Origin of the sequence: Sorangium sp. So ce448 (genome assembly GCF_051520915.1) — a bacterium.
GTDB lineage: Bacteria > Myxococcota_A > Polyangia > Polyangiales > Polyangiaceae > Sorangium > Sorangium cellulosum_B.
Genome location: NZ_CP150343.1, coordinates 5642591 through 5661276, shown reverse-complemented (window position 1 = coordinate 5661276; position 18686 = coordinate 5642591). Strand labels below are relative to the sequence as shown.

General features: G+C 70.1%; 19 protein-coding genes. 2 read left to right on the top strand and 17 right to left on the bottom strand.

Annotated features, from left to right (window positions below; translation table 11 throughout):
* Positions 1-8 precede the first annotated feature (8 nt).
* A complete protein-coding gene (locus WMF45_RS21305; protein ID WP_437718707.1) occupies positions 9-1523 on the bottom strand; it encodes a phytoene desaturase family protein in 1515 nt (504 codons plus the stop codon).
* Positions 1524-1539: 16 nt separating this feature from the next.
* Positions 1540-2436, bottom strand: coding sequence for an isoaspartyl peptidase/L-asparaginase (locus tag WMF45_RS21300; RefSeq protein WP_437718706.1), 897 nt, complete (start codon positions 2434-2436; stop codon positions 1540-1542).
* A 269-nt stretch (positions 2437-2705) separates the two neighbouring features.
* Here WMF45_RS21300 and proS point away from each other — a divergent pair, with 269 nt between their 5' ends.
* Positions 2706-4262 carry a proline--tRNA ligase gene (gene proS, locus WMF45_RS21295; protein WP_437718705.1) on the top strand — a complete coding sequence of 519 codons (1557 nt, stop codon included), beginning with the start codon at positions 2706-2708 and terminating at the stop codon, positions 4260-4262.
* Positions 4263-4342: 80 nt separating this feature from the next.
* Here the strand turns inward: proS and WMF45_RS21290 are convergent, their stop codons facing one another.
* The 10 genes from WMF45_RS21290 to WMF45_RS21245 all read right to left on the bottom strand — a co-directional run bounded on the left by WMF45_RS21290 (position 4343) and on the right by WMF45_RS21245 (position 13572).
* Positions 4343-5005: a hypothetical protein gene (locus tag WMF45_RS21290; RefSeq protein WP_437718704.1), complete on the bottom strand. Its 663-nt coding sequence runs from the start codon at positions 5003-5005 to the stop codon at positions 4343-4345.
* Positions 5006-5394: 389 nt separating this feature from the next.
* Positions 5395-7038, bottom strand: a complete 1644-nt coding sequence (locus WMF45_RS21285) for a serine/threonine protein kinase (protein WP_437718703.1) — start codon at positions 7036-7038, stop codon at positions 5395-5397.
* Positions 7039-7176: 138 nt separating this feature from the next.
* On the bottom strand, positions 7177-7824 hold the full coding sequence (locus tag WMF45_RS21280) for a hypothetical protein (protein WP_437718702.1): 648 nt from the start codon (positions 7822-7824) through the stop codon (positions 7177-7179).
* A gap of 97 nt (positions 7825-7921) precedes the next feature.
* Positions 7922-8848, bottom strand: a complete 927-nt coding sequence (locus WMF45_RS21275; RefSeq protein WP_437718701.1) for a PfkB family carbohydrate kinase — start codon at positions 8846-8848, stop codon at positions 7922-7924.
* A 190-nt stretch (positions 8849-9038) separates the two neighbouring features.
* Positions 9039-9926 carry an S-methyl-5'-thioadenosine phosphorylase gene (gene mtnP / locus WMF45_RS21270; RefSeq protein ID WP_437718700.1) on the bottom strand — a complete coding sequence of 296 codons (888 nt, stop codon included), beginning with the start codon at positions 9924-9926 and terminating at the stop codon, positions 9039-9041.
* Positions 9923-10561: a guanylate kinase gene (gene gmk / locus WMF45_RS21265; RefSeq protein WP_437718699.1), complete on the bottom strand. Its 639-nt coding sequence runs from the start codon at positions 10559-10561 to the stop codon at positions 9923-9925. Before gmk ends, mtnP begins: the two co-directional genes overlap by 4 nt.
* A gap of 9 nt (positions 10562-10570) precedes the next feature.
* Positions 10571-11440 (bottom strand): YicC/YloC family endoribonuclease, encoded by an 870-nt coding sequence (locus WMF45_RS21260; protein WP_437719560.1) that lies wholly within the window; start codon positions 11438-11440, stop codon positions 10571-10573.
* 26 nt (positions 11441-11466) lie between these two features.
* Positions 11467-12513, bottom strand: coding sequence for an SDR family oxidoreductase (locus WMF45_RS21255; protein ID WP_437718698.1), 1047 nt, complete (start codon positions 12511-12513; stop codon positions 11467-11469).
* Positions 12514-12536: 23 nt separating this feature from the next.
* Positions 12537-12854, bottom strand: coding sequence for a hypothetical protein (locus WMF45_RS21250; RefSeq protein WP_012236389.1), 318 nt, complete (start codon positions 12852-12854; stop codon positions 12537-12539).
* Positions 12855-13059: 205 nt separating this feature from the next.
* Positions 13060-13572, bottom strand: a complete 513-nt coding sequence (locus WMF45_RS21245; RefSeq protein WP_012236388.1) for a DUF507 family protein — start codon at positions 13570-13572, stop codon at positions 13060-13062.
* A gap of 232 nt (positions 13573-13804) precedes the next feature.
* Between WMF45_RS21245 and WMF45_RS21240 the strand changes: the two genes are divergently transcribed.
* Positions 13805-14545: a Crp/Fnr family transcriptional regulator gene (locus WMF45_RS21240; RefSeq protein ID WP_272099495.1), complete on the top strand. Its 741-nt coding sequence runs from the start codon at positions 13805-13807 to the stop codon at positions 14543-14545.
* A gap of 399 nt (positions 14546-14944) precedes the next feature.
* On the opposite strand, the gene WMF45_RS21235 is transcribed toward WMF45_RS21240, so the two are convergent.
* From WMF45_RS21235 to WMF45_RS21215, 5 genes are all read right to left on the bottom strand, one after another.
* Positions 14945-16036 (bottom strand): TIGR04552 family protein, encoded by a 1092-nt coding sequence (locus tag WMF45_RS21235; protein ID WP_437718697.1) that lies wholly within the window; start codon positions 16034-16036, stop codon positions 14945-14947.
* A 93-nt stretch (positions 16037-16129) separates the two neighbouring features.
* Positions 16130-16309, bottom strand: coding sequence for a hypothetical protein (locus WMF45_RS21230; RefSeq protein WP_012236385.1), 180 nt, complete (start codon positions 16307-16309; stop codon positions 16130-16132).
* A 506-nt stretch (positions 16310-16815) separates the two neighbouring features.
* A complete protein-coding gene (locus WMF45_RS21225) occupies positions 16816-17259 on the bottom strand; it encodes a hypothetical protein (protein WP_437718696.1) in 444 nt (147 codons plus the stop codon).
* Between the two features lie 6 nt (positions 17260-17265).
* Positions 17266-17715 (bottom strand): c-type cytochrome, encoded by a 450-nt coding sequence (locus WMF45_RS21220; RefSeq protein ID WP_437718695.1) that lies wholly within the window; start codon positions 17713-17715, stop codon positions 17266-17268.
* 186 nt (positions 17716-17901) lie between these two features.
* Positions 17902-18525 carry an OmpA family protein gene (locus WMF45_RS21215; RefSeq protein ID WP_437718694.1) on the bottom strand — a complete coding sequence of 208 codons (624 nt, stop codon included), beginning with the start codon at positions 18523-18525 and terminating at the stop codon, positions 17902-17904.
* Between the last annotated feature and the right edge of the window lie 161 nt (positions 18526-18686).

The window sequence follows — 18686 nt, the reverse complement described above, 5'->3', positions numbered from 1 at the left end:
GAAGCGCGTTAGCTTTCGTCCTCCAGCACCGCCAGGGCTGCATTGCGCCCGCACGCGCCGTGGACCCCGGCGCCGGGGTGCGCATAGGACGAGCCCAGATACAGGCCGCGGAGCGGCGTGCGGTAGCGGAAATAGGGGAACACCGGCCGGAAGATGAGCTGGTGCCGGATGTCGGCCGAGCCTCCGCCGAGATCGCCGCCGATGAGGTTTGCATCCATCGCCTCGAGATCGTCCGGCGCCCAGATCGTCCGGGCGATGATCCTCTGCCGGAAGCCAGGGGCGAGCTCCTCGATACGCGCCTCGATGCGATCGGCGAAGCGCTCGCGCGAGCCCGCCCAGCCGCCCTCGATGGAGGAGGGGACGCGGGAGTAGGCCCACAGGGTGTGGCGGCCGGCCGGCGCGCGCGTCGGATCGACCAGCGACTGCTGCCCGATCACGAGATAGGGGTGCTCGGGGAGCGCCCCGGCGCGCACCTGCCGCGTGAAGGCCGAGAGGTCGTCGAGGCTGTCGCCCGCGTGCACGACCGCCGCGCGCGCGGGGTCCTCGTGGGACCACGGCGTCGGGCCGTCGAGCGCCCAGTCCATCTTGAAGGTGCCGAACCCCTGGCGGAACCGGCGCATGGCGCGCTGCACCCGCTCGGGAACCAGCTCTGACGCGAGCAGGCGGAGGTAGAGCGTCGGCGCGGCGAGGTCGGCGACGATCGCGCGACGAGCGCGGAGCTCCTGGCCGTCCTCGAGCCGGACCGCGACCGCCCGTCCCTCCCTGGCGATGATCTGATCGACGCGGGCGCCGCAGCGGAGGGCGCCCCCGCGCTCCTCGACGCGCCTGAGCAACGCGCTCGTGATCGCGCCGGCGCCGCCCTCGGGCACCGCGAAGCCGCCGCTCGAGGCGAGCACGGTGAGCATGAAGCCGACGATCGCTCCGCAGGGATCGTCCGGGCCCACGTCGGTGTGGAGCGCGAGCCCGGGGACAACGCGCCGTGCCGCCTCTGTCCGGAAGGTGCGCGTCGCGAAGCCACGTCCGCTCGAGAGGGCCACCTGAGCGAGGCGGAGCAGGTTGAGGGGCCCGAGCCGGAGCAGCGGTCCGAGGGCGGGCGGCGTGGAGAGGAGCGCGTTCAGCAGCCGCTCGCGGGTGGCCGCGTGCCAGCCGGCGATCCGGCGCCACGCGGGGCCATCTTCGCCGAGCGACCGCGCCGTCGCCTCGACGTCCCGCGCGATGGAGGCGCACGTCCCATCGGGCGCCGGGTGAGCGCTGTCGATCGGCGCGTGCCGCCACACGAGGCCGGCCCCCGGCAAATCGAGCGGCACCAGCGCCGGGCTCGTCTGCCCGAAGGGGAAGAACGCCGCGCCGAGATCGTGGCGGAACCCCGGGAGGGTCACCTCGCGCGTGCGGACCGCGCCGCCAGGCTCTCGCTCGGCTTCCAGCACGAGGACCGAGAAGCCCGCGCGGGCGAGGTACGCCGCCGCGGTGAGGCCGTTCGGTCCCGCGCCCACCACGATCGCATCAGGGTCTCCACTTTGCATCGTCGTCTGCGGCTCCTCAGCCCACGAGCTGCGCGCTTGCCATGGTGCGGTTCGATGCGATCGCCTGGCCGCTCCGCCCCACCACGAGCACGCCGACGGCGAGCACGTCGGGGAACATCGCGACGCCGCGCTGCGCGGCGCGCGCGGGCGCGACGCCATCGGCGAGCCAGTCATAGACGGTCCGCGCGAGGAAGCGGCGCGCGATCTCCTCGCCGACGCCGGTCGCCGCCACGGCGCCGTGCGGGCCGGCGTAGATCCCTGCGCCCAGGAGCGGCACGTCCCCGACGCGGCCGCGGAGCGAGTAGGTCGATCCGCCCGTCGACGCCGCGGCGGCGAACCGGCCGTGCGTGTCACGCACGACGGCCCCGACGGTGTCGCACTCGATCGGCTCGGCGTCGAAGTTCCAGAACCGCGTCGCCGTGAGCGCGCGGAAGCGCGCCGCGTCGTTCGTGGTTTCGTCGTCTCCTCCCTCGCCGCGCAGCGCGGCGAGGGCGCGGGCGTGCTTCCAGCGCGCCTCCTCGGTGATCGGCTCATGGTCGGCGAACCCCAGCCGGCGAGCGAACGCCGTCGCGCCGGCGCCGGCGAGGAGCAGGTGCGGCGTCTCCGTCACCTTCGCGGCGACCAGGACGGGGTTCTTCACCCGCTCGATGCACGCCACTGCGCCGAACCGTCCGTCGCTGGCCATCACGGCCGCATCCATCTCGACCGTCCGCCCGTCGAGGCGGAGGTTCGAGCCCGTCCCGGCGTTGAAGCGCGGGTCGTCCTCGAGGCGCACGGTCGCCGCGATCGCCGCGGCTAGCGCCTCTCCGCCCCCGTCGAGCGCGCGGCGCGCCTCGTCGGCGGCCCTGGCGCAGCTCTCCGAGCCGCTCTGCGGCGCGGTCACCCCGCCGTGCGTGAGGATGACGTAGTTCACGTCGTTCTCCTGCGCGTACCACGACGGCGCGCCGCCGCGAAGGCAGCGTGGCGCGCGGCGGCCGGCGAGGCGAGCGGCATCGCTCCAGCCAGCGGGAGGGCGGCGCGGCTCCGGCGCTGGGACCGCTTCGCTCGACACCCTGCCGCGCTCCTGATACGTCGCGCGCTCACCCCGGAGCGGGGCCGGCGCCAGCCGACCGTCCGCAGCGGGACGAAGGCGGCCCGGTCGAAGGCCGCCGGCCAAGCCGCCCATCGAGGAGAGCAGAGACCGTGGCCAAGAACGAAGCGCCGAAGACCGCCATTACGCCCACCCGCAACGAGGACTACCCGGAGTGGTACCAGCAGGTCGTGCGCGCGGCCGACCTCGCGGAGAGCTCCCCGGTCCGCGGCTGCATGGTCATCAAGCCGTGGGGCTACGCGATCTGGGAGAACATCCAGCGCGAGCTCGACAGCATGTTCAAGGCGACCGGGCACAAGAACGCCTACTTCCCGCTGTTCATCCCGAAGTCGTTCCTCGAAAAGGAAGCGGAGCACGTCGAGGGGTTCGCGAAGGAGTGCGCCGTGGTCACCCACCACCGGCTCGTCCCCGGCCCTGGCGGCGGGCTCATTCCCGACCCCCAGGCCCGGCTGGAGGAGCCGCTCATCGTACGCCCCACGTCCGAGACGATCATCGGCGCGGCGTTCGCGAGCTGGGTGCAGAGCTACCGCGATCTCCCCTTGTTGATCAACCAGTGGGCGAACGTCGTGCGCTGGGAGCTCCGGACGCGCCTGTTCCTGAGGACGGCGGAGTTCCTGTGGCAGGAGGGGCACACGGCGCACGCGAGCGAGGCCGAGGCGCGCGAGGAGACGCTGCGCATGCTCGGGGTCTACGCGACGTTTGCGCGCGACTTCATGGCCATGCCCGTCCTCGAGGGGCCGAAGACGGCGAGCGAGCGCTTCCCCGGGGCGGTCGACACCTATGCGATCGAGGCGATGATGCAGGACCGGAAGGCCCTGCAGGCCGGGACGAGCCACTTCCTCGGGCAGAACTTCGCGAGGGCGAGCGGCATCAAGTTCCAGACCAAGGAGGAGACCGAAGAGCACGCCTGGACGACGTCCTGGGGCGTATCGACGCGCCTCGTCGGCGGGCTGATCATGACCCACAGCGACGACGACGGCCTGGTGCTCCCGCCGCGCCTCGCGCCCGCGCACGTCGTGATCCTGCCCGTTTACCGGGGCGACGACACGCGCGCCAAGATCGACGAGTACATCGACGGGCTCGCGAAGGAGCTCCGGGCGCAGCGCTTCGGCGAGCGCCGCGTGGAGGTCGAGATCGATCGGCGGGACATCCGCGGCGGCGACAAGCAGTGGGAGTGGGTGAAGAAGGGCGTCCCCCTGCGCATCGAGATCGGGCCGCGCGACGTCGACGCCAGCGTGGCCATGGTGATGCGCAGGGACCGCTCGCCGAAGGACAAGGCGAGCATGGCGCGCGCGGAGCTCGTGGGCCGCATCACGGAGATCCTTGGCGACATTCAGGCGACCCTCTACGCGCGCGCGCTCGCCGTGCGCGACAGCAACACGCACGTCATCAACAGCCGCGCAGATTTCGACGCGTTCTTCGCGTCGACCGGGGGCAAGGAGGCGCAAGGCGGCTTCGCGCTGGCGCACTGGTCCGGCGATCCGGAGATCGAGACGGCGGTGAAGGATGCGCACAAGGTGACCATCCGCTGCATCCCGACCGGGGGGTTCGAAGGGGCGCCTTGGGCCGACGCGCTGAAGGGTGAAGGGCAGTGCATCTTCACCGGCAAGCCCAGCCCGCGGCGCGTGGTGTTCGCGAAGTCGTACTGAGCCGCGGCGGTTCGCCGGGCGCGCGTCGGCGCGTTCCCTCACCGAAAAGGCGCCGCGCGCTTCCTCGCGGCGGCGGCGCCTCAACGGCGAAGGGCCGGGAGCACGTGCTCCGCCAGGATCGCGGGGAGCAGCCGCAGCTGCGCGCAGTGCTCCCCGGGGCCCGCTCCCGCGTAGCCGCGCACGTAGAGGCTGCCGCCGTCGTACATCCGGGTGAGCCGCAGCGCGTCTCCTGCCTCCGCAGCGCGGTCGCCCGGCGCGCCGGGCGCGGCGGAGGGGGCCTCGCCCACGCTCGAGGTCACCGCGATGGGGGTGGCTCCGAGCTCGCGAAGAAGGAACGTGGCCGCCTCTTTCGTGGACGCGTAGCCGCTGGTCGGGACGTCGGTGTGCGTCAGGTAGAAGACCGGCGCGCCGCGCGCGGCGGCGTTGGCCAGCGCCACGTAGGGGGCGAGCTGCCCCTGCGCGAGCGACGTCTGCCCCGGCATGTAGGAGCCATAGAGGGAGTCGAGCAGGATCAGCGCATCCACGTGGCTGCTCCCGCGCTCGATGATCCTCCCGATCGCGCCGGACCCGGCGCTCCAGGACGACAGCACCAGGCGGCGCATGTGCGCGCCCGCGCTCCCGGATGCGCTCTCGACCTCGCGGTCGATCGCCTGGAGCAGCGCGTCCCAGCTGCCGCCATCGAGCGCGCGCGCGTATTCGCTCGAGCGGGTCCCCACGTCGACCCCGGCGATGACCAGATCCATGTCCCTGGGAGCCAGCACCTTCCGGACAGGCTCGGCGCCGTGGAAGTGGATCAGAAGATCGTAGCCGCCATCCGAGCGAATCGCGTGCGCCGGCGGGACGAGGAGCTTTCCCAGCGGAAGCGGGCGCCATCGCTCGGAGACGCCGAACCCTTGGTCGGCAAAGCCGCACCCCGCTTGCGCTTCGTGCTGCGTTTCGTGCTGATCAAGCGCCGCGCGCTCGGGCTCACCGCCGCTGGGCAGGGGCGACGGTTCCGCGGGCGCGATCGCCTGCGCCGGGGCTGGCGAGGCGCTGGACGCTCGGCTCCGCCGCAACAGCAGGGCGCCGCCTACGACGCCCAGGCTTGCTGCCAGGAGGAGCGCGTCGCGGAGCTGCCGCGCCCTGCGGCCGCTCAGAACCCGGGGTTGGTCACGGTCGGTATCCACTTCGTCGAGGGACGCTTGCCCGGGGTTGTTCTGCGCGCGCTGGTGGCGCTCGATCCAGCCGCTGTCGCGCTCGGCGTCGCGGCGGCCGTCGAGCCTTTGGCCGTCGGGTCCGGAGCGCTCGCCCCGCGCCCCTCCGGCTCGCTCGCCTCGGGGGTGGACCGAGCACCCACGCCGCCGTGGTCGGCCAGGAGCGTGGGCGCGCCGTCCGGCCCTGGCGTTGCGCCCGTCGTGGCTGCGGTCGCCGCCGGGCCAGCGCCGTGGGCGTGCACCGTGAGCTGCTCGGACGCGCTCTGCTGCGGCGCGGGCCGTCGGAGCCACATCACCCCGGCGCCCAGCAACGTGATGAGCGCGAGCGCAGCGGCCGCCAGCCGCGTCCCCGAGCGGCGGCGCGCCGCCGGGACCTCGATCGGGCCCAGCTGAGTGTCCTGGCCAGGCGAGCTCGGGATCAGCGACTCGGATGGCAGCGATGGCAGCGTCGATCGCGAGGGCGCGGGGGTGCTCCGGCGGGGCGCGGGGAGCTGGCCGCTCGGGTGAACAGGAGGCAGCTGCGTGAAGAAGAGCTCGCTGATGCTGTCGCGAACGAGCATCACCTCGGGCGGGTGGGAGGCGCGCTCGTCGAGCATGCGGACCGTGTCGCGCAGCGCTGCGCGCCGGCGCTGGTTGCGCTCTCCCAGGAGCCCGCGCACGAACGCCCCGACGTCGTGGTCCGTCACCGTCGGCTCCTTGGCCAGCACGGCCTCCAGGGCCCTCTCCAGCTCGAGCATCGTCTGGTATCGCCGCTCCGGCTCCTTCTGCAGGCACTTCATCACGACCTGGTCCAGCTCGGGCGGGAAATCCGGGTTCTTCAGGCGAGGCGAGAGCGCCGGTCGCGAGGTGATGTACTTGAGCGTGAGGAGGTCGTTCTCTGCGGCGAAGGGGTGCTCTCCCGTCGTCAACTTGTAGAGCACGATCCCCATCGCGAAGACGTCGGTGCGCCGATCGACCCGCTCGCCTCGCGCCTGCTCCGGGGACATGTACGGCACCTTGCCCTTGATCTGTCCCGCGGTCGTGTCGTTGTGCGTGCGGTTGGTGGCCTTGGCGACCCCGAAGTCCACGAGCTTCACGTGGCCGTCGTACGTCACGAGGATGTTCTGGGGTGACACGTCGCGGTGCACGAGCCCGAGCAGCTGGTCGTCGTTCTGCGGGTCCCGGAGCTCGTGCGCGGCGTGCAGGCCGAGGCAAGCGCGGCCGAGGACGCGGAGCGCGATGCGCAGCGGGATGGCCACGCCGCTCTTGTTCGCCGCCTTCGCGATGACCGACAGCGCCTCGCCGTCGACCCACTCCATCACGATGTAGAGGACGTCGTCCTGCTCGCCGAGGTCGAGGATCTCGGCGACGTTCGGGTGATGGATCCCCGAGGCGAGCCTCGCCTCCTCCAGGAACATCTTCTCGAACTGGGGATCATCCGAGAGCGACGGCAGCATCGTCTTGATGGCGACCGTCTTCTGGAAGCCACGACGGCCCTTGTGGCGCGCGGCCCACACCGTGGCCATTCCCCCCTGCGCGATGGGCAGGAGGAGCTCGTAGTGCCCGAGCTCCTTTCCCGGCAACAGCTGGGGTTGGGGGATCATGATGTCGTGCGGCGCGCTCCTGACCGATACGCGTGGACCTCGGAAGCTCGATCAAGTCTAGCCATCCGGACCCTGCGGTCACGATATGTGGTGCTGATTACAAATCAGAGCAGCGCAGATCCTCGCCGCGGCAGGGGATCACGCGCCGGGCGGGACCGCCTGTCCCCAGAGCTGCTGGTAGATCTCGCTCAGCTTCTTGTGGGTCTCGGCCGAGAAGCCGTTGGTCGCGTAAGGCCAGCGGAAGCCGTCTCCCATGGCCTGGTTGCACGAGAAGGAGATGAGCAGGTCGACAGGCGTGGGGTTGTTCGGCCGCACCATCGAGATGCCCAGGCCGGGATAGAAGCAGTTGCCGCGGTCCGCGGTGAAGCTGTCCTCGTCGCCGAAGACGTCGAGGATCTGGTCCGTGAGCTCCGCGTCGGCGTCGCTGGTCGTGAGCTGACGCTGCTGGAGGATGACGAAGTTCTTGAAGCGCGGCTGCGCGGGCAGGACCGGCGTGCTGGCGGTCTGCCCCGGGATGAGGTTGGGCGGGATGAGCCCGGGCAGCGCCTGCTGCAGCCCCTGCAGTGCGGCCTGCCCCATCTGCTGGAGCTCGGGCGGGATGCCCGGGATGAGGGTGGGGGCCCCGGTCGTCGCCGCGGGCGTCGGGGCCAGCTCCTGCCCCTGGAGGCGGAGGACCGTGATCTGCGCCTTGTCCATCTCATCGAACGGCGCCGTACGGGCCGCGCAACCGAAGACGAGGGGGGCCAGCAAGGCGATGCCTGCGAATGTACGGGTGGTGAGGTTCATGTTCACTTTGACGGTCGTCTAGCACGGCTATGCGCCGGAAGGTGAACAGCGACCGCACACGGCAGGCGCTCGGGCCAGCGCCGCCCCCAGGCGGGCTTCACATGGTGCTTGCGCCGAACTCGTACAGCGCCCGGATCTCGGTCAGTCGCGCCGCGATGTCGGCGCGAGTCACCGTCGCGATCCGCCGCGTGCCAACCGCTTCGACGCAGAAGGACGCCGTCGCCGTCGCATGGAGCATGCCGCGCCGGAGCGCGAGCGGCGTGATCTCCGGCTGGCACGCCAGGTAACCGATGAGCCCGCCGGCGAAGGCGTCGCCCGCGCCCGTGGGGTCGATGACGTCCTCGAGCGGGAAGCCGGGCGCGGCGAACACGCCCTCCTCGTCGAAGAGCAGCGCGCCGTGCTCTCCGCGCTTGATGATCAGCCGGCGCGGACCACGGGACAGGATCTCCTTCGCGGCGCGGCGGATGTTGTACTTGCCCGAGAGCTGGCGCGCCTCCTCGTCGTTGACCACGAGCGTGTCGATGCGGCGCAGCATCGCCGCGACCGCCTTCGGCTCCCCCTCGATCCAGAAATTCATCGTGTCGGCGAGGACGAAGCGCGGCGCGCGGACCTGCTCGAGGACGTCGAGCTGGAGCGCGGGATGGATGTTGCCGAGCAGGAGGAAGGGCGTGTCGCGGTAGGTCTCCGGCAGCTTCGGCGCGAACGACGCGAACACGTTGAGCTGCGTGTCGAGCGTCGTGCGATGGATGAGATCCACATCGTAGCGCCCGGCCCAGCGGAACGTCTTCCCGGGAGCGCGCTCGACGCCCTCGATCGAGATCCCTCGGGATCGCATCGCCGCGAGGGTCTCTTCGGGGAAATCATCGCCCACCACGGCCACGGTGCGCACCGGAGCGAAGCACGAGGCAGCGAACGCCGAGTAGGTGGCCGAGCCACCGACGACGTCTCTTTCGTTGCCGGCGGGGAGCTCGAGGTCGTCGAACGCCATCGAGCCGATGATGAGGATCGCGGATGAGGTCGTCACAGGACGCCTCTTAGCCAGGTTTGTGCGTAGCCGCTAGCCGCGCGTTTCGTTTCTGCGACGGCGCCGCTGCGCCGCGGCCGCACCCGACCCCAGCAGAGCCCGCCTTGCCCCTCGCGCCCGTCGCACCCGCGCCCCCTCCCACCCGCTGCGCGGAGGAGCAGGCGCAGCTCCGAGGGGCCCTGAGGTCAGCTCAGTCGGCCTTCCGCCGAGGGCCGATGAGCCACTCGAGCCGCGCCTCTGCGTCGGGCGACGACGCGCCGGCCGTGGTCATGATGCACTTCTCCAGCGCATGACGAGCCGGGCTCTGAGACACGTCGGGGAGATTGCGGGCGAGGGATTTCGCCACGTCCCGCGCATACCCGATATTGCGGTTGAGTACGGCGATGACCGCCTCGACGCTCACCGCCTCCTCGCTGACGTGCCAGCAGTCGAAGTCGGTGGTGAGCGCGAGCGTGGCGTAGGGGAGCTCCGCCTCGCGGGCGAGCTTCGCCTCGGGCAGGTTGGTCATCCCGATGACATGCGCGCCGAACGTACGGAACATGCGGCTTTCGGCCCGCGTCGAGAACTGAGGGCCCTCGATGCAGACATAGGTGCCGCCGCGGTGGACGCGCGCGCCGGTGGCGAGCGCCGCGTCGTGGACCGCGCTCGCCAGGATCGGGCACACCGGATCGGCGAACGGTACGTGGGCGACGAGCCCTTCATCGAAGAACGTCGAGATCCGGCGCTTCGTGAAATCGATGAACTGGTCGACGACGACGAGGTCGCCAGGCGCGATGTCCTCGCGCAGGGAGCCGACGGCGCTCACGCTGAGCACGTGCGTGGCGCCGAGCATCTTCAGCGCGCAGATGTTCGCGCGGTAGTTGATCGTCGACGGCGAGAAGCGATGCCCGCGGCCGTGGCGCGGCAGGAAGAGCACCGTCGCGTCGCCGCCCTTGACCTGCCCGCGCAGCACCACGTCGCTCGGCAGCCCGAAGGGGGTGGAGACCGAGACCTCCTCGACGTCCTCCAGCCACCCCATCTCGTAGACGCCGCTGCCGCCGATGATCGCGAGCACGTCGCGCGTCGCGCTGGCGCTCATCGCTCGAACCTCCGCTCCGAGAGCAGCCGCTCGCAGAGGGCCGCGCGCCGCTGGCGGCGGCACCGCTCGGAGAAGACGAGCGACCGCAGCTGCTCGTAGGCGCGGTTGATCTCGTCGTTCACGATCACGTAGTCGAAGAAGCCGTAATGCTCGATCTCGCCCTTCGCGTTGCGGAGGCGGCGGAGCGTCGTGGGCTCGTCCTCGGTGCCGCGCCCGCGCAGGCGCCGCTCGAGCTCGGCGAGCGACGGGGGAAGGATGAACACGGCGACCGCCTCGGGCAGGCTCGCCTTGATCTGCCGCGCGCCCTGGTGGTCGATGTCGAAGAGCACGCCGCGCGCGGTGGCGCGGGCGATCTCGATCTCCTTCAGGCTCGTGCCGTAGAGGTGATCGTGCACCCTGGCCCACTCGGCGAACGCGCCGATGCGGATCATCTGCTCGAACGTGTTCGGGTCGACGAAGTGATACTCCCGGCCGTCGACCTCGTTCGGGCGCGGGCGCCGGGTCGTGTGGGAGACCGAGAAGCGCAGGTCGGGGAACTCGCTGCGCAGCCTCCCGCAGAGCGTCGTCTTCCCCGCGCCGGACGGGGACGACACGATGAGGAGGAGGAAGTCGTCACTGAGTGCTTCGGTCGACATGCTCTCCTGTCACTCGATGTTCTGGACCTGCTCCCGCAGGCGTTCGAGCTCCACCTTCATCGCCACGACGTGATGGGAGATGGCGGCGTCCTGCGCCTTGGAGCCCAGCGTGTTCGCCTCGCGTACCATCTCCTGAAGCAGAAAGTCGAGCCTCCTTCCGCAAGGGTCGCCGCTCGGGGCCGCGAGCGCGCCGCCGAACTGGTCGAGGTGGCTCCGGAGGCGGGTGACCTCCTCGGTGATGTCGCTGCGCTCGGCGAGCAGCATCACCTCCGCCTCGATCCGCGTCGCCTCGAAGCCGGCCTCGACCCCCTGGAGCAGGCGCTCGACCCGCTCGCGCAGGCGGCGCCTGAGCGCCTCGCGCGCCTCGTCCGCGCGCGCCACGACCTCGGACGACAGCGCGCGCAACGTGGCCACCCGCCCGCGCATGTCGCTGGCGAGCGCCTCGCCTTCGCGCAGGCACATGCCCTCCATCGCGTCGATCGCGCGCTCGATGCCCAGCTTGAGCGCCGCGCGGACGGCCGCGATCTCGTGGCCGCCGGCGGGCGCGAAGAGGTCCGGCACGGCGCAGAGCAGCGAGAGCGGCACGTCGGCGCCCGGCGCGAGCTCGTCGCGGAGCTCCGCCAAGGCGCGGAACGCCGCGCGCGCCTTCGATTTGTCGAGCGTGCTCGGGGCCAGCACCGCGCCCTCGGTGCGCACGATGATCTCGATGCGTCCCCGCCGCAGGCGCTCGCGCGCCACCTGCTCGGCGAACATCGTCAGATCGACGAGCTCGCGCGGGAGCCGCGCGCGCACGTCGAGGAAGCGCTGGTTCACCGAGCGGATCTCGGCGACGACGCGCCCATCGGTGAGCGAAGCGTCACCGAGCCCGAAGCCGGTCATGCTCCGCACGAGCCGCCCCGCTCTACCTAGCTCGCCTTTGGTCCGCTGTCCGAGGCCCCTTGGGCCTTGGGCAGCGGAACCTTGCCACAGGTCACCGTGGCCGACGCGGCCGCGGGGCCCTTCTCACGGAGCGTCCGCAGGTACGTGACCGTGGGGACGATGCCGTCCTCCCAGCGTACGCGGGGCTCGTACCCGATGAGCTCGGCAGCGCGCGAGATGTCGGCGAGCGAGTGGCGTATGTCCCCGGCGCGGGCGGGGAGGTGCTCGACCGCGACGTCCCGCCCGAGGGCCCGCGAGATCTCCTTGCAGAGCTCATTCAGCCCGATCCTGCGTCCGCCGGCGATGTTGATGACCTCACCCTTGAACTTCTTCGACGAGGTCGCGCCGAGGAGGTTCGCGAGGACGGTGTTCTCGATGAAGCAGAAGTCGCGCGTCTGCTCGCCGTCGCCGAAGATCGGGATCGGCCGGTTCTGCAGGGCGGCGTCGACGAACCGCGGGATCGCCGCGGCGTAGGCGCCGTCCGGCGTCTGGTTCGGCCCGAAGACGTTGAAGTAACGCAGGCTCAGGGTCTCGATGCCGTAGATGCCCGCGAAGACCTTCATGTAGTGCTCGCAGGCGAGCTTCGTGACCGCGTACGGCGACAGCGGCATCGGCTCCATGCCTTCGTGCTTCGGGAGGACGGGCGTCTCGCCGTACGCGCTGGACGACGCGGCGAAGAGCACCCGGCGCACGCCCTGGCGGCGCGCCACGTCGAGCACCGTGACCGTGCCGCCGACGTTGACGGAGTTCGACTCGATGGGCGACTCGACGCTGCGCGGGACCGAGCCGAGCGCGGCCTGGTGGAGAATGACCTCGACCCCCTTGGCCGCCGTCGCGACCGCCGCCGCGTCCCGGATGTCCCCCGTGATGCGCTCGATCAGCGACTGGTGGGGGAGCCCGTCGAGGTTCTCCCATCGCCCAGTCGCGAGGTTATCGAGGACGCGGACCCGCTCGCCGGCGGCGGTCAGCGCCGCGACGAGGTTGCTTCCGATGAACCCGGCACCGCCGGTGATCAAGTAGCGAGGCGTGGACATGTGCGTGCTCCCCCAGCGGGCGCCTACTTCTTCTTGAAAAGGTTGTCGAGCTTGGAGCGAGAATCCGCGATGCGCTTCGAGTTGTCTTCCGGTACGCCGTTCTTGAACGTGAAGAAAGTACAATAATTCGCTCTCTCCCGATCCGGGATGTACTCGGCGATGTGCTCCTTGCACTGGTTGTGCGCGGCCGGGTCCCAGTTCTCGCAGTTCCTGCAGCAGTGGAGGTCGACACCGCAGTGGGGACAGGTGTCCGCGCGCTGGAGCTTCACCTCGAAGATGAGCTCGTTCTTGCATTTATGACAGAAGTGGCGCTTCGCCTCGACCTTCGGAATCCAGCTCATGATGTCCTCCGGTACCACGACGACGCCCGATCTGGCAGAAGGAACGATCCGCCGCGGGCATGGTCGCAGATGGTGCGCGCTTATCCCACAATCGATATCCCTGCGGACCGGGCGTCGAGGCCATGGGCGGACGGCGTCTCGCTGGACCACCAAACGCCGCAGACGGCTCGCTTGCTCGGCTGAGAGCCCGCCTGCCTGGCGGCGATTACAGCAGCCCCTTGCGCCGCTGGATCTCGCCCATGACGCGCTGGTATTCGATTTCCCAGGTGCGGGAGCCCTCCTGCACGTGGCGGAGCTTGCCGCGCACCTCGGTGTCGAGCGCCTCGTCCATCTCGAGGTACTTCCGAAGGATGGGCCTTATCCGGCGGCGCAGGTCGTGGTCCTCGACGAACACCTCCTCGACGTTGTTCGAGTGCATCAGCATCTCGAGCAGCTGGTCGAGGAGATAATCCATGGTTTCCTCGCCGGTCTTGATCCCTTTCTGCTCCGCGGCCAGGCGCTTGACCCGGTTGAACTCGCCTTGAGGCAGTCCGCGTGCCTGGAGGATCTCTTTCGCCCGCTCGGTCGCTTCCCGCTCTGCGTGCAGGTAGCTCGTGAAGACGGACTCGACGTCGAGCGCGACCTCTTTCTTCGATTCGCACTCGATATCGCGGTTGTCCACGAGCGCGCGGACGAGTTCTTCTGTGAGGGGAGTAATTTTGCCGCTAAAGAGGCGCATCCAACGTCCGTAGCTGGAGGAGCGGTCGAACTGGCTCCCCCGTGCAGGGGTTCATTCACGGGGCGTGCCCGGCTCGAACCGAAAGGTACGGGCCGGGTATCCAGGATGTCAACGCAAGTGGGAGGTTCCGGCACAAGTCGGGCCCCCCCCAGCCGGTGGGCCCCCCCGGAACAGTAGGACCGCGACACCGCAAACCGCAGGAGCAGCCGCGATGATGATGGGTAAGGATGCGATGGCACGGAGCGTCAGGGTCCAGCCTGGCGCGCTCGGGAACGACGGTGGACTCGACCTGGACTCCCGCAAACGGCGGGTTGTCCGGCGCGGCGCGATCGGCAACGCGGCCTCCCCGGCCACGCAGTCGGCGCTGGCGGACGGAGGGACGATCCAACGCGTCGCGAAAGGGCGTCACCTGGTGACGCAGGGCGACGCAGCGACCGCGCTTGCCATGCTCAGCCTCGGCCGAGTCCGGCTGGTGCGTGGGATGAGCGACGGGCGCAGCCTGTCGCTCGGCTACAGAGGGGCCGGCGACGTGCTAGGCGAGGCTGCGCTCGGGGGTGTTACGGCCCACCGGGAGAGCGCGATCGCCACGGAGGACGTCGAGGCGCTCCTCGTCCCCCTCGCGACGGTGCGCAACCTGATGGCGAGCGACGCCAACTTCGCCGCTGCCATCGTGACCACGCTGGTCGAGCGGCACACGGACACCGAGGAGCGCCTGGCGTCCATGCTCTTCCGCAATGTGGAGGCCCGCCTCTGTGAGTTCCTGCTCAAAGCCGCGACGCGCTGGGGCATCCCCGATCCGCGCGGGGTGCTCATCTCCGCGCCGTTCACCCATCAGGAGATGGCGAGCATGATCGGCTCCACGCGCGAGACGGTCACGCTCACCCTGGGCGATCTCCGGCGCAAGGGGGTGATCGAGATCGATCGCCGCCGGATCGTCGTCCTCGATCGCGACGCGCTGAAGGGCCGCATCTGAGCCCGCTCGTCCGGTGGTGTCCTTGAGGAGCTGGCAAGCCTCCTCGATCGAGCGCCGTCGGTCACCGTCCAGACTGTTCGCTCGGCGGCCTCTGCTTCGATAGCCCGACTGCTCCCGGCGTCGCAGCGGCGTTCGCCGCCCTGCTCATGCGTGCCGCTCTCCGGGGACCCACCCCGGATGTCTCGCGGAACTCTCCCGTCTGCCCGCTCGATGGGTCGCGGTGTTGCTCACGCATCCGCCGCAGCCGCGGCCGTTCTGTCCGTGCGCGCTGCGCGGTCGGGTGTGCTGCGGGGTCTGGCCTCGCCGCGCGGTCCAGTCTGGCTGCACGGTCCAGGGTCCTGCGCGCCAGCGGCCTCGTCGTCACGGCGTCAGGACGGTGCCCCGCGCCGACCGCGGCGCCTAGCGATCTCGCTTGGGCCCGCCGCTCGCCGGATCCCGGGTGGAGCGAACCCCGAGCTTGAGCCTGCGCATGACGGCGTGCTTCTGCCGTTCCTTGTACCTGGCGTGGCTCGCCTCGCCGACCTCGTTCGCCGCCTCGGTCTCGCGGTCGATCAGCTGGAACTCGCACAGGACGAAGATGATCGGCCCGAGCGCCCAGGCCGCGGGCGGCGCCATGTCGAGGATCTCGGCGGGGAGTCGCACCGGCAGATCGACGACGAAGTGGATCACGCGGTAGCTCCGATCGCTGAAGCTGTTGTCGCCTGCCGTGAGCCCGTCGTCGACGTCGGTCTGCAACGCGTCGAGCATCGGCTGAAGGTAGGGCCGCGTCTCGCAGTAGCTCCGGAACCGCAGGATCGTGTTGGTGCTCTCGCCTGGCACGACGTAATTGAACGGAAACAGCCGTTCGGACAGGTACAGGAGCACCGGCAGCAGATCGTCCACGGTGCGGCAGACGATGCGGAAGCGGAGCTTGTCGTAGATGGCCGCCGCGGTCGTGTCGGTCTTCGACAGGAGCTTCGTGTAGAGCGAGTCCTTGTTCTTCCGCCCGCCGATGAACTCGGTGATCGGGAAGCCCGCCGCGAGCATGCCGCCGATCACCCGGTACACCTTCTCCTCGACGAGGTGGAAGACGTCCTGGTCCGACATGGGGATCGAGAAGAGGAGCTCGCGTCCGGCCAGGTGATGGATGATGTGCATCGCCTTGAGGATCGTGCAGGCGCAGAGCTGGCGATGGCCCTTGCCCGAGGCGAGCAGCAGGATCTCCTCGACCGAGGCCCGGGCGACCGGGCTCGGGATCGGGAACTCGAAATGGCGGCGCAGGTACGCGATCGCCTCGTTCTTGACGCTCTCGAGGTGGGCGCGATCCCCCGGCTCGTCCGGGCGGAACTCCTGCGCCAGCAAGAGGTCGCGCGCCGCCTGCTCGCCCTGGAGGTTGAGCCTCCTCCAGTCGATGACCGAGTCGCCGCGCAGGATGAGGTGCACGGACTCGAGGTCCATGAGCGTGAACTCTTCGAGCCGCTTGAGCCGGCCGACCGAGGCGTCTTGCGTCATGACCTCACGCTCCCCGAGCGTAAGCGCCAGCGCTGTCGCGCGCTCGGGAAACCCTCGCGTCGAGGTGCAGCAGGCGGCAGCTGGGCGAGAAAGTCAGGAGACAGGGGCGTTCGGCGGGGCGGGGCTCGAGCTCGGGGTGCGGCCGAGCGAAAGGGTCCCGAGGAAGATGCCGATCGTCAATGCGACGACAGCGGCGTGACCGAGGTACGCGCCACTGCAACCAATGGCGGCGAACGGGGCGAGCGCAGCCAGATACCACGGGGTGATCCTCATCGGTTCTCCTTCTCCGCCTCCAGCGGCACTGTACAGGCCGCATGGTCGCTCCCTCCGGGGGGGCACCACGATGCACCACGGTCGTCCCAGTCAGAGCGTGTAAGTGGTTGTAGGATAAGGTGCCACGCCCTGCTTCCGCGGGCCAAGAAGTAGCGGTTTCGGGGGGAACGCATCAAGGGAATTCGTTCTCACATTCCATTCCCACCCGAAACGCTGCTACTGGAAGCAAGAAAATGTCAACAATAACAACAGTTTATATTTGAAGACGAAGGTCTTTCATCAAGGGCTGCGTGCGGCTTGCCGGACGCGAGGTGGTACCTCAGAGACACGCGTCCAACTCACGGCGCTGCCTTGCTTGTCGGATTCCGGGAGTCAACGGTCTCGTGCGCCGGGCGGCCGCAATGAGCGGCAGCAGGTCTCCGGCGCATCCGGATGCTGTTGGGCTCGCTCCAGGAGCGCCGGCCGAAGCGCGCTCCGCGAGGCCAGCGGGAACGCGCGGGGCGCCGTCAGTGCACAAACAGCGTGATCCGGGACTCGTCCGCGAGCGTGATGGCCCGGCTCGTCACGTCGTGCCTGCCCTTCCTACCGACCGCGATCTCCACCTGGTAGAGGCCATCCGGGAGCGACACCTTCGTGAGTACAGCCCGTGGGGCCGTGCCCTCGGCGAAGCGCCATGAGCTGTCGATGACCGTCGCCGTGTCGTCCGCACGGTCGCCCGAAGAAGAATCCGTCCACGTCACGTCGAGCTGCACGACCGTCGCTGCATCGTCGAGCCGCAGCTCGATTTCCCGCTCTTCGGGCAGGCGCTTGACGAGGATGCTCCCCGCGACCAGCGCACCCAGCAGGAGGATCGCTGGCGCGAGACGCCGGAGCCACGGCGGCCGGGCCTCCGGCTCCGCCGGCCTCTCCTCCGGCGCCTCATCGAGATCGTGCTGCGAGGTCGAGCTCATCAGGCTTCAGCGCGCTCGGTTGGTGCGGACGCGCTTCACGAGGCCCTCGATCACCGGCTGCGGCAGGTCGAACGCGGGCATCTTGTTCTTGCCCTTCCTGATCGTGTCGGCCATCTGGGCGTCGGTCACCCGATCCTGCCATGCCGCGTCGGTGAGGTCCGGGGCGCGGACCATCGGGCCTTGCGGGCCGTCGCCTCGCCCGGCCCTGCCGTGGCAGGTGGAGCAGTTTCGCTGCCAGGCGAGCTCGATCAGCCCTGGATCGGTCTCATCGGACGCGACCGGCCGCGCGGCTACCTTGCCGCCCTGGCCCTGCCCCTCGCCGGGGTTCGGCGGATCGTGGTCGTCCCGCGTCCACGGGCGGACGTCGCCCGCCCCGGAGGTGCAGCCGAAGAGGCCGACCGAGAGGAGGGCGATGGAAAGGAGGCGACCCAGGGTCCTGTCGTGACGTCTCCGCATGTCGTGGAGACGTACCGATAGTGAAGCTGGTGGGGGAGGCAAGAAAAGAAGGATCGCAGGGCGACGCCGGCCGCCGGCGCGCGCCGGCCACTGGGCTCCGCCGTCAGCAGAAGGGGAGCGCCCCGACTCGCCCGGGCCCGCGGTGATCGCGGTGCGCGGCCCGAAGCGCGCCCGGGCGCAGCGGCGTCACTTGCAGGCGTCGCCGGCGACCTTGCCGCCGCCGTCCACGGGCTGCTTGTCGACCGCCTTGCCCTTGATGGCCGCGATGAAGAACCCGGTGCGGCGGTTCTGGGCCTTGCCCTCGGGCGTGTTGTTGTCGGCGACCGGCTTGGTCTCGCCGAACCCGACGGCGATCAAGCGCTTGCAGTCGTTCCCCTTCGCGACGAGCCAGCGAGCGACTGCCATCGCGCGCTTCTCGGACAGCGTCTGGTTCGCGGCGTCCTCACCGTCCGAGTCGGTATGGCCCTCGACGCGGAGCAGGCTGACATCCTCCCGCTGCTTCAGGAAGTCGTCGACGAGGTTGAGGACCTCGTCGCTCTCGGGCAGGAGCTTGTCGCTGTTCGTCTCGAAGACCACCGGGCCGGGGAGAGAGACCTCGTTGCCCTTGAGCTTGAACGTCAGCTTGAAGCGCGGGCGGGGCTTCTTCTCCTCCTTCGGCTCGGGCTTCGGCTCCGGCGGGGGCGGGGGCGGGGGCTCGGCCACCGGCTCCTTGCCGGCGTTGAACGAGGCGCTGGCCGTGCAACCCGCCGTCGCGGCGGCAGCGCCAATCATCATCACGGCGCACAGAACGGAAGCGACGTATCTACGCATGGACCTTGTTCTCCTCTGAGGGGCACGAGCCAGAGCTCGCATCGGCGACCCGCCGGGCTGACGCCCTTGGACGGCAGCTCGCCATGAATCTTCACCGCCATCGGGTACTTCCGTGATGGACGCTCGAAGCGATGCCGACTTCTAGCGAAAAGTCAGGACGA

What these genes read in the sequence shown, in the direction of transcription:
- WMF45_RS21260 (WP_437719560.1), bottom strand. Translation starts at nt 11,440, where the DNA reads ATGACCGGCTTCGGGCTCGGTGACGCTTCGCTCACCGATGGGCGCGTC.
- mtnP (WP_437718700.1), bottom strand. Translation starts at nt 9,926, where the DNA reads ATGAGCGCCAGCGCGACGCGCGACGTGCTCGCGATCATCGGCGGCAGC.
- gmk (WP_437718699.1), bottom strand. Translation starts at nt 10,561, where the DNA reads ATGTCGACCGAAGCACTCAGTGACGACTTCCTCCTCCTCATCGTGTCG.
- WMF45_RS21280 (WP_437718702.1), bottom strand. Translation starts at nt 7,824, where the DNA reads ATGAACCTCACCACCCGTACATTCGCAGGCATCGCCTTGCTGGCCCCC.
- WMF45_RS21240 (WP_272099495.1), top strand. Translation starts at nt 13,805, where the DNA reads ATGGCACGGAGCGTCAGGGTCCAGCCTGGCGCGCTCGGGAACGACGGT.
- WMF45_RS21250 (WP_012236389.1), bottom strand. Translation starts at nt 12,854, where the DNA reads ATGAGCTGGATTCCGAAGGTCGAGGCGAAGCGCCACTTCTGTCATAAA.
- WMF45_RS21225 (WP_437718696.1), bottom strand. Translation starts at nt 17,259, where the DNA reads ATGAGCTCGACCTCGCAGCACGATCTCGATGAGGCGCCGGAGGAGAGG.
- WMF45_RS21230 (WP_012236385.1), bottom strand. Translation starts at nt 16,309, where the DNA reads ATGAGGATCACCCCGTGGTATCTGGCTGCGCTCGCCCCGTTCGCCGCC.
- WMF45_RS21305 (WP_437718707.1), bottom strand. Translation starts at nt 1,523, where the DNA reads ATGCAAAGTGGAGACCCTGATGCGATCGTGGTGGGCGCGGGACCGAAC.
- WMF45_RS21285 (WP_437718703.1), bottom strand. Translation starts at nt 7,038, where the DNA reads ATGATCCCCCAACCCCAGCTGTTGCCGGGAAAGGAGCTCGGGCACTAC.
- WMF45_RS21220 (WP_437718695.1), bottom strand. Translation starts at nt 17,715, where the DNA reads ATGCGGAGACGTCACGACAGGACCCTGGGTCGCCTCCTTTCCATCGCC.
- WMF45_RS21290 (WP_437718704.1), bottom strand. Translation starts at nt 5,005, where the DNA reads ATGGATCTGGTCATCGCCGGGGTCGACGTGGGGACCCGCTCGAGCGAA.
- WMF45_RS21235 (WP_437718697.1), bottom strand. Translation starts at nt 16,036, where the DNA reads ATGACGCAAGACGCCTCGGTCGGCCGGCTCAAGCGGCTCGAAGAGTTC.
- WMF45_RS21255 (WP_437718698.1), bottom strand. Translation starts at nt 12,513, where the DNA reads ATGTCCACGCCTCGCTACTTGATCACCGGCGGTGCCGGGTTCATCGGA.
- WMF45_RS21245 (WP_012236388.1), bottom strand. Translation starts at nt 13,572, where the DNA reads ATGCGCCTCTTTAGCGGCAAAATTACTCCCCTCACAGAAGAACTCGTC.
- WMF45_RS21215 (WP_437718694.1), bottom strand. Translation starts at nt 18,525, where the DNA reads ATGCGTAGATACGTCGCTTCCGTTCTGTGCGCCGTGATGATGATTGGC.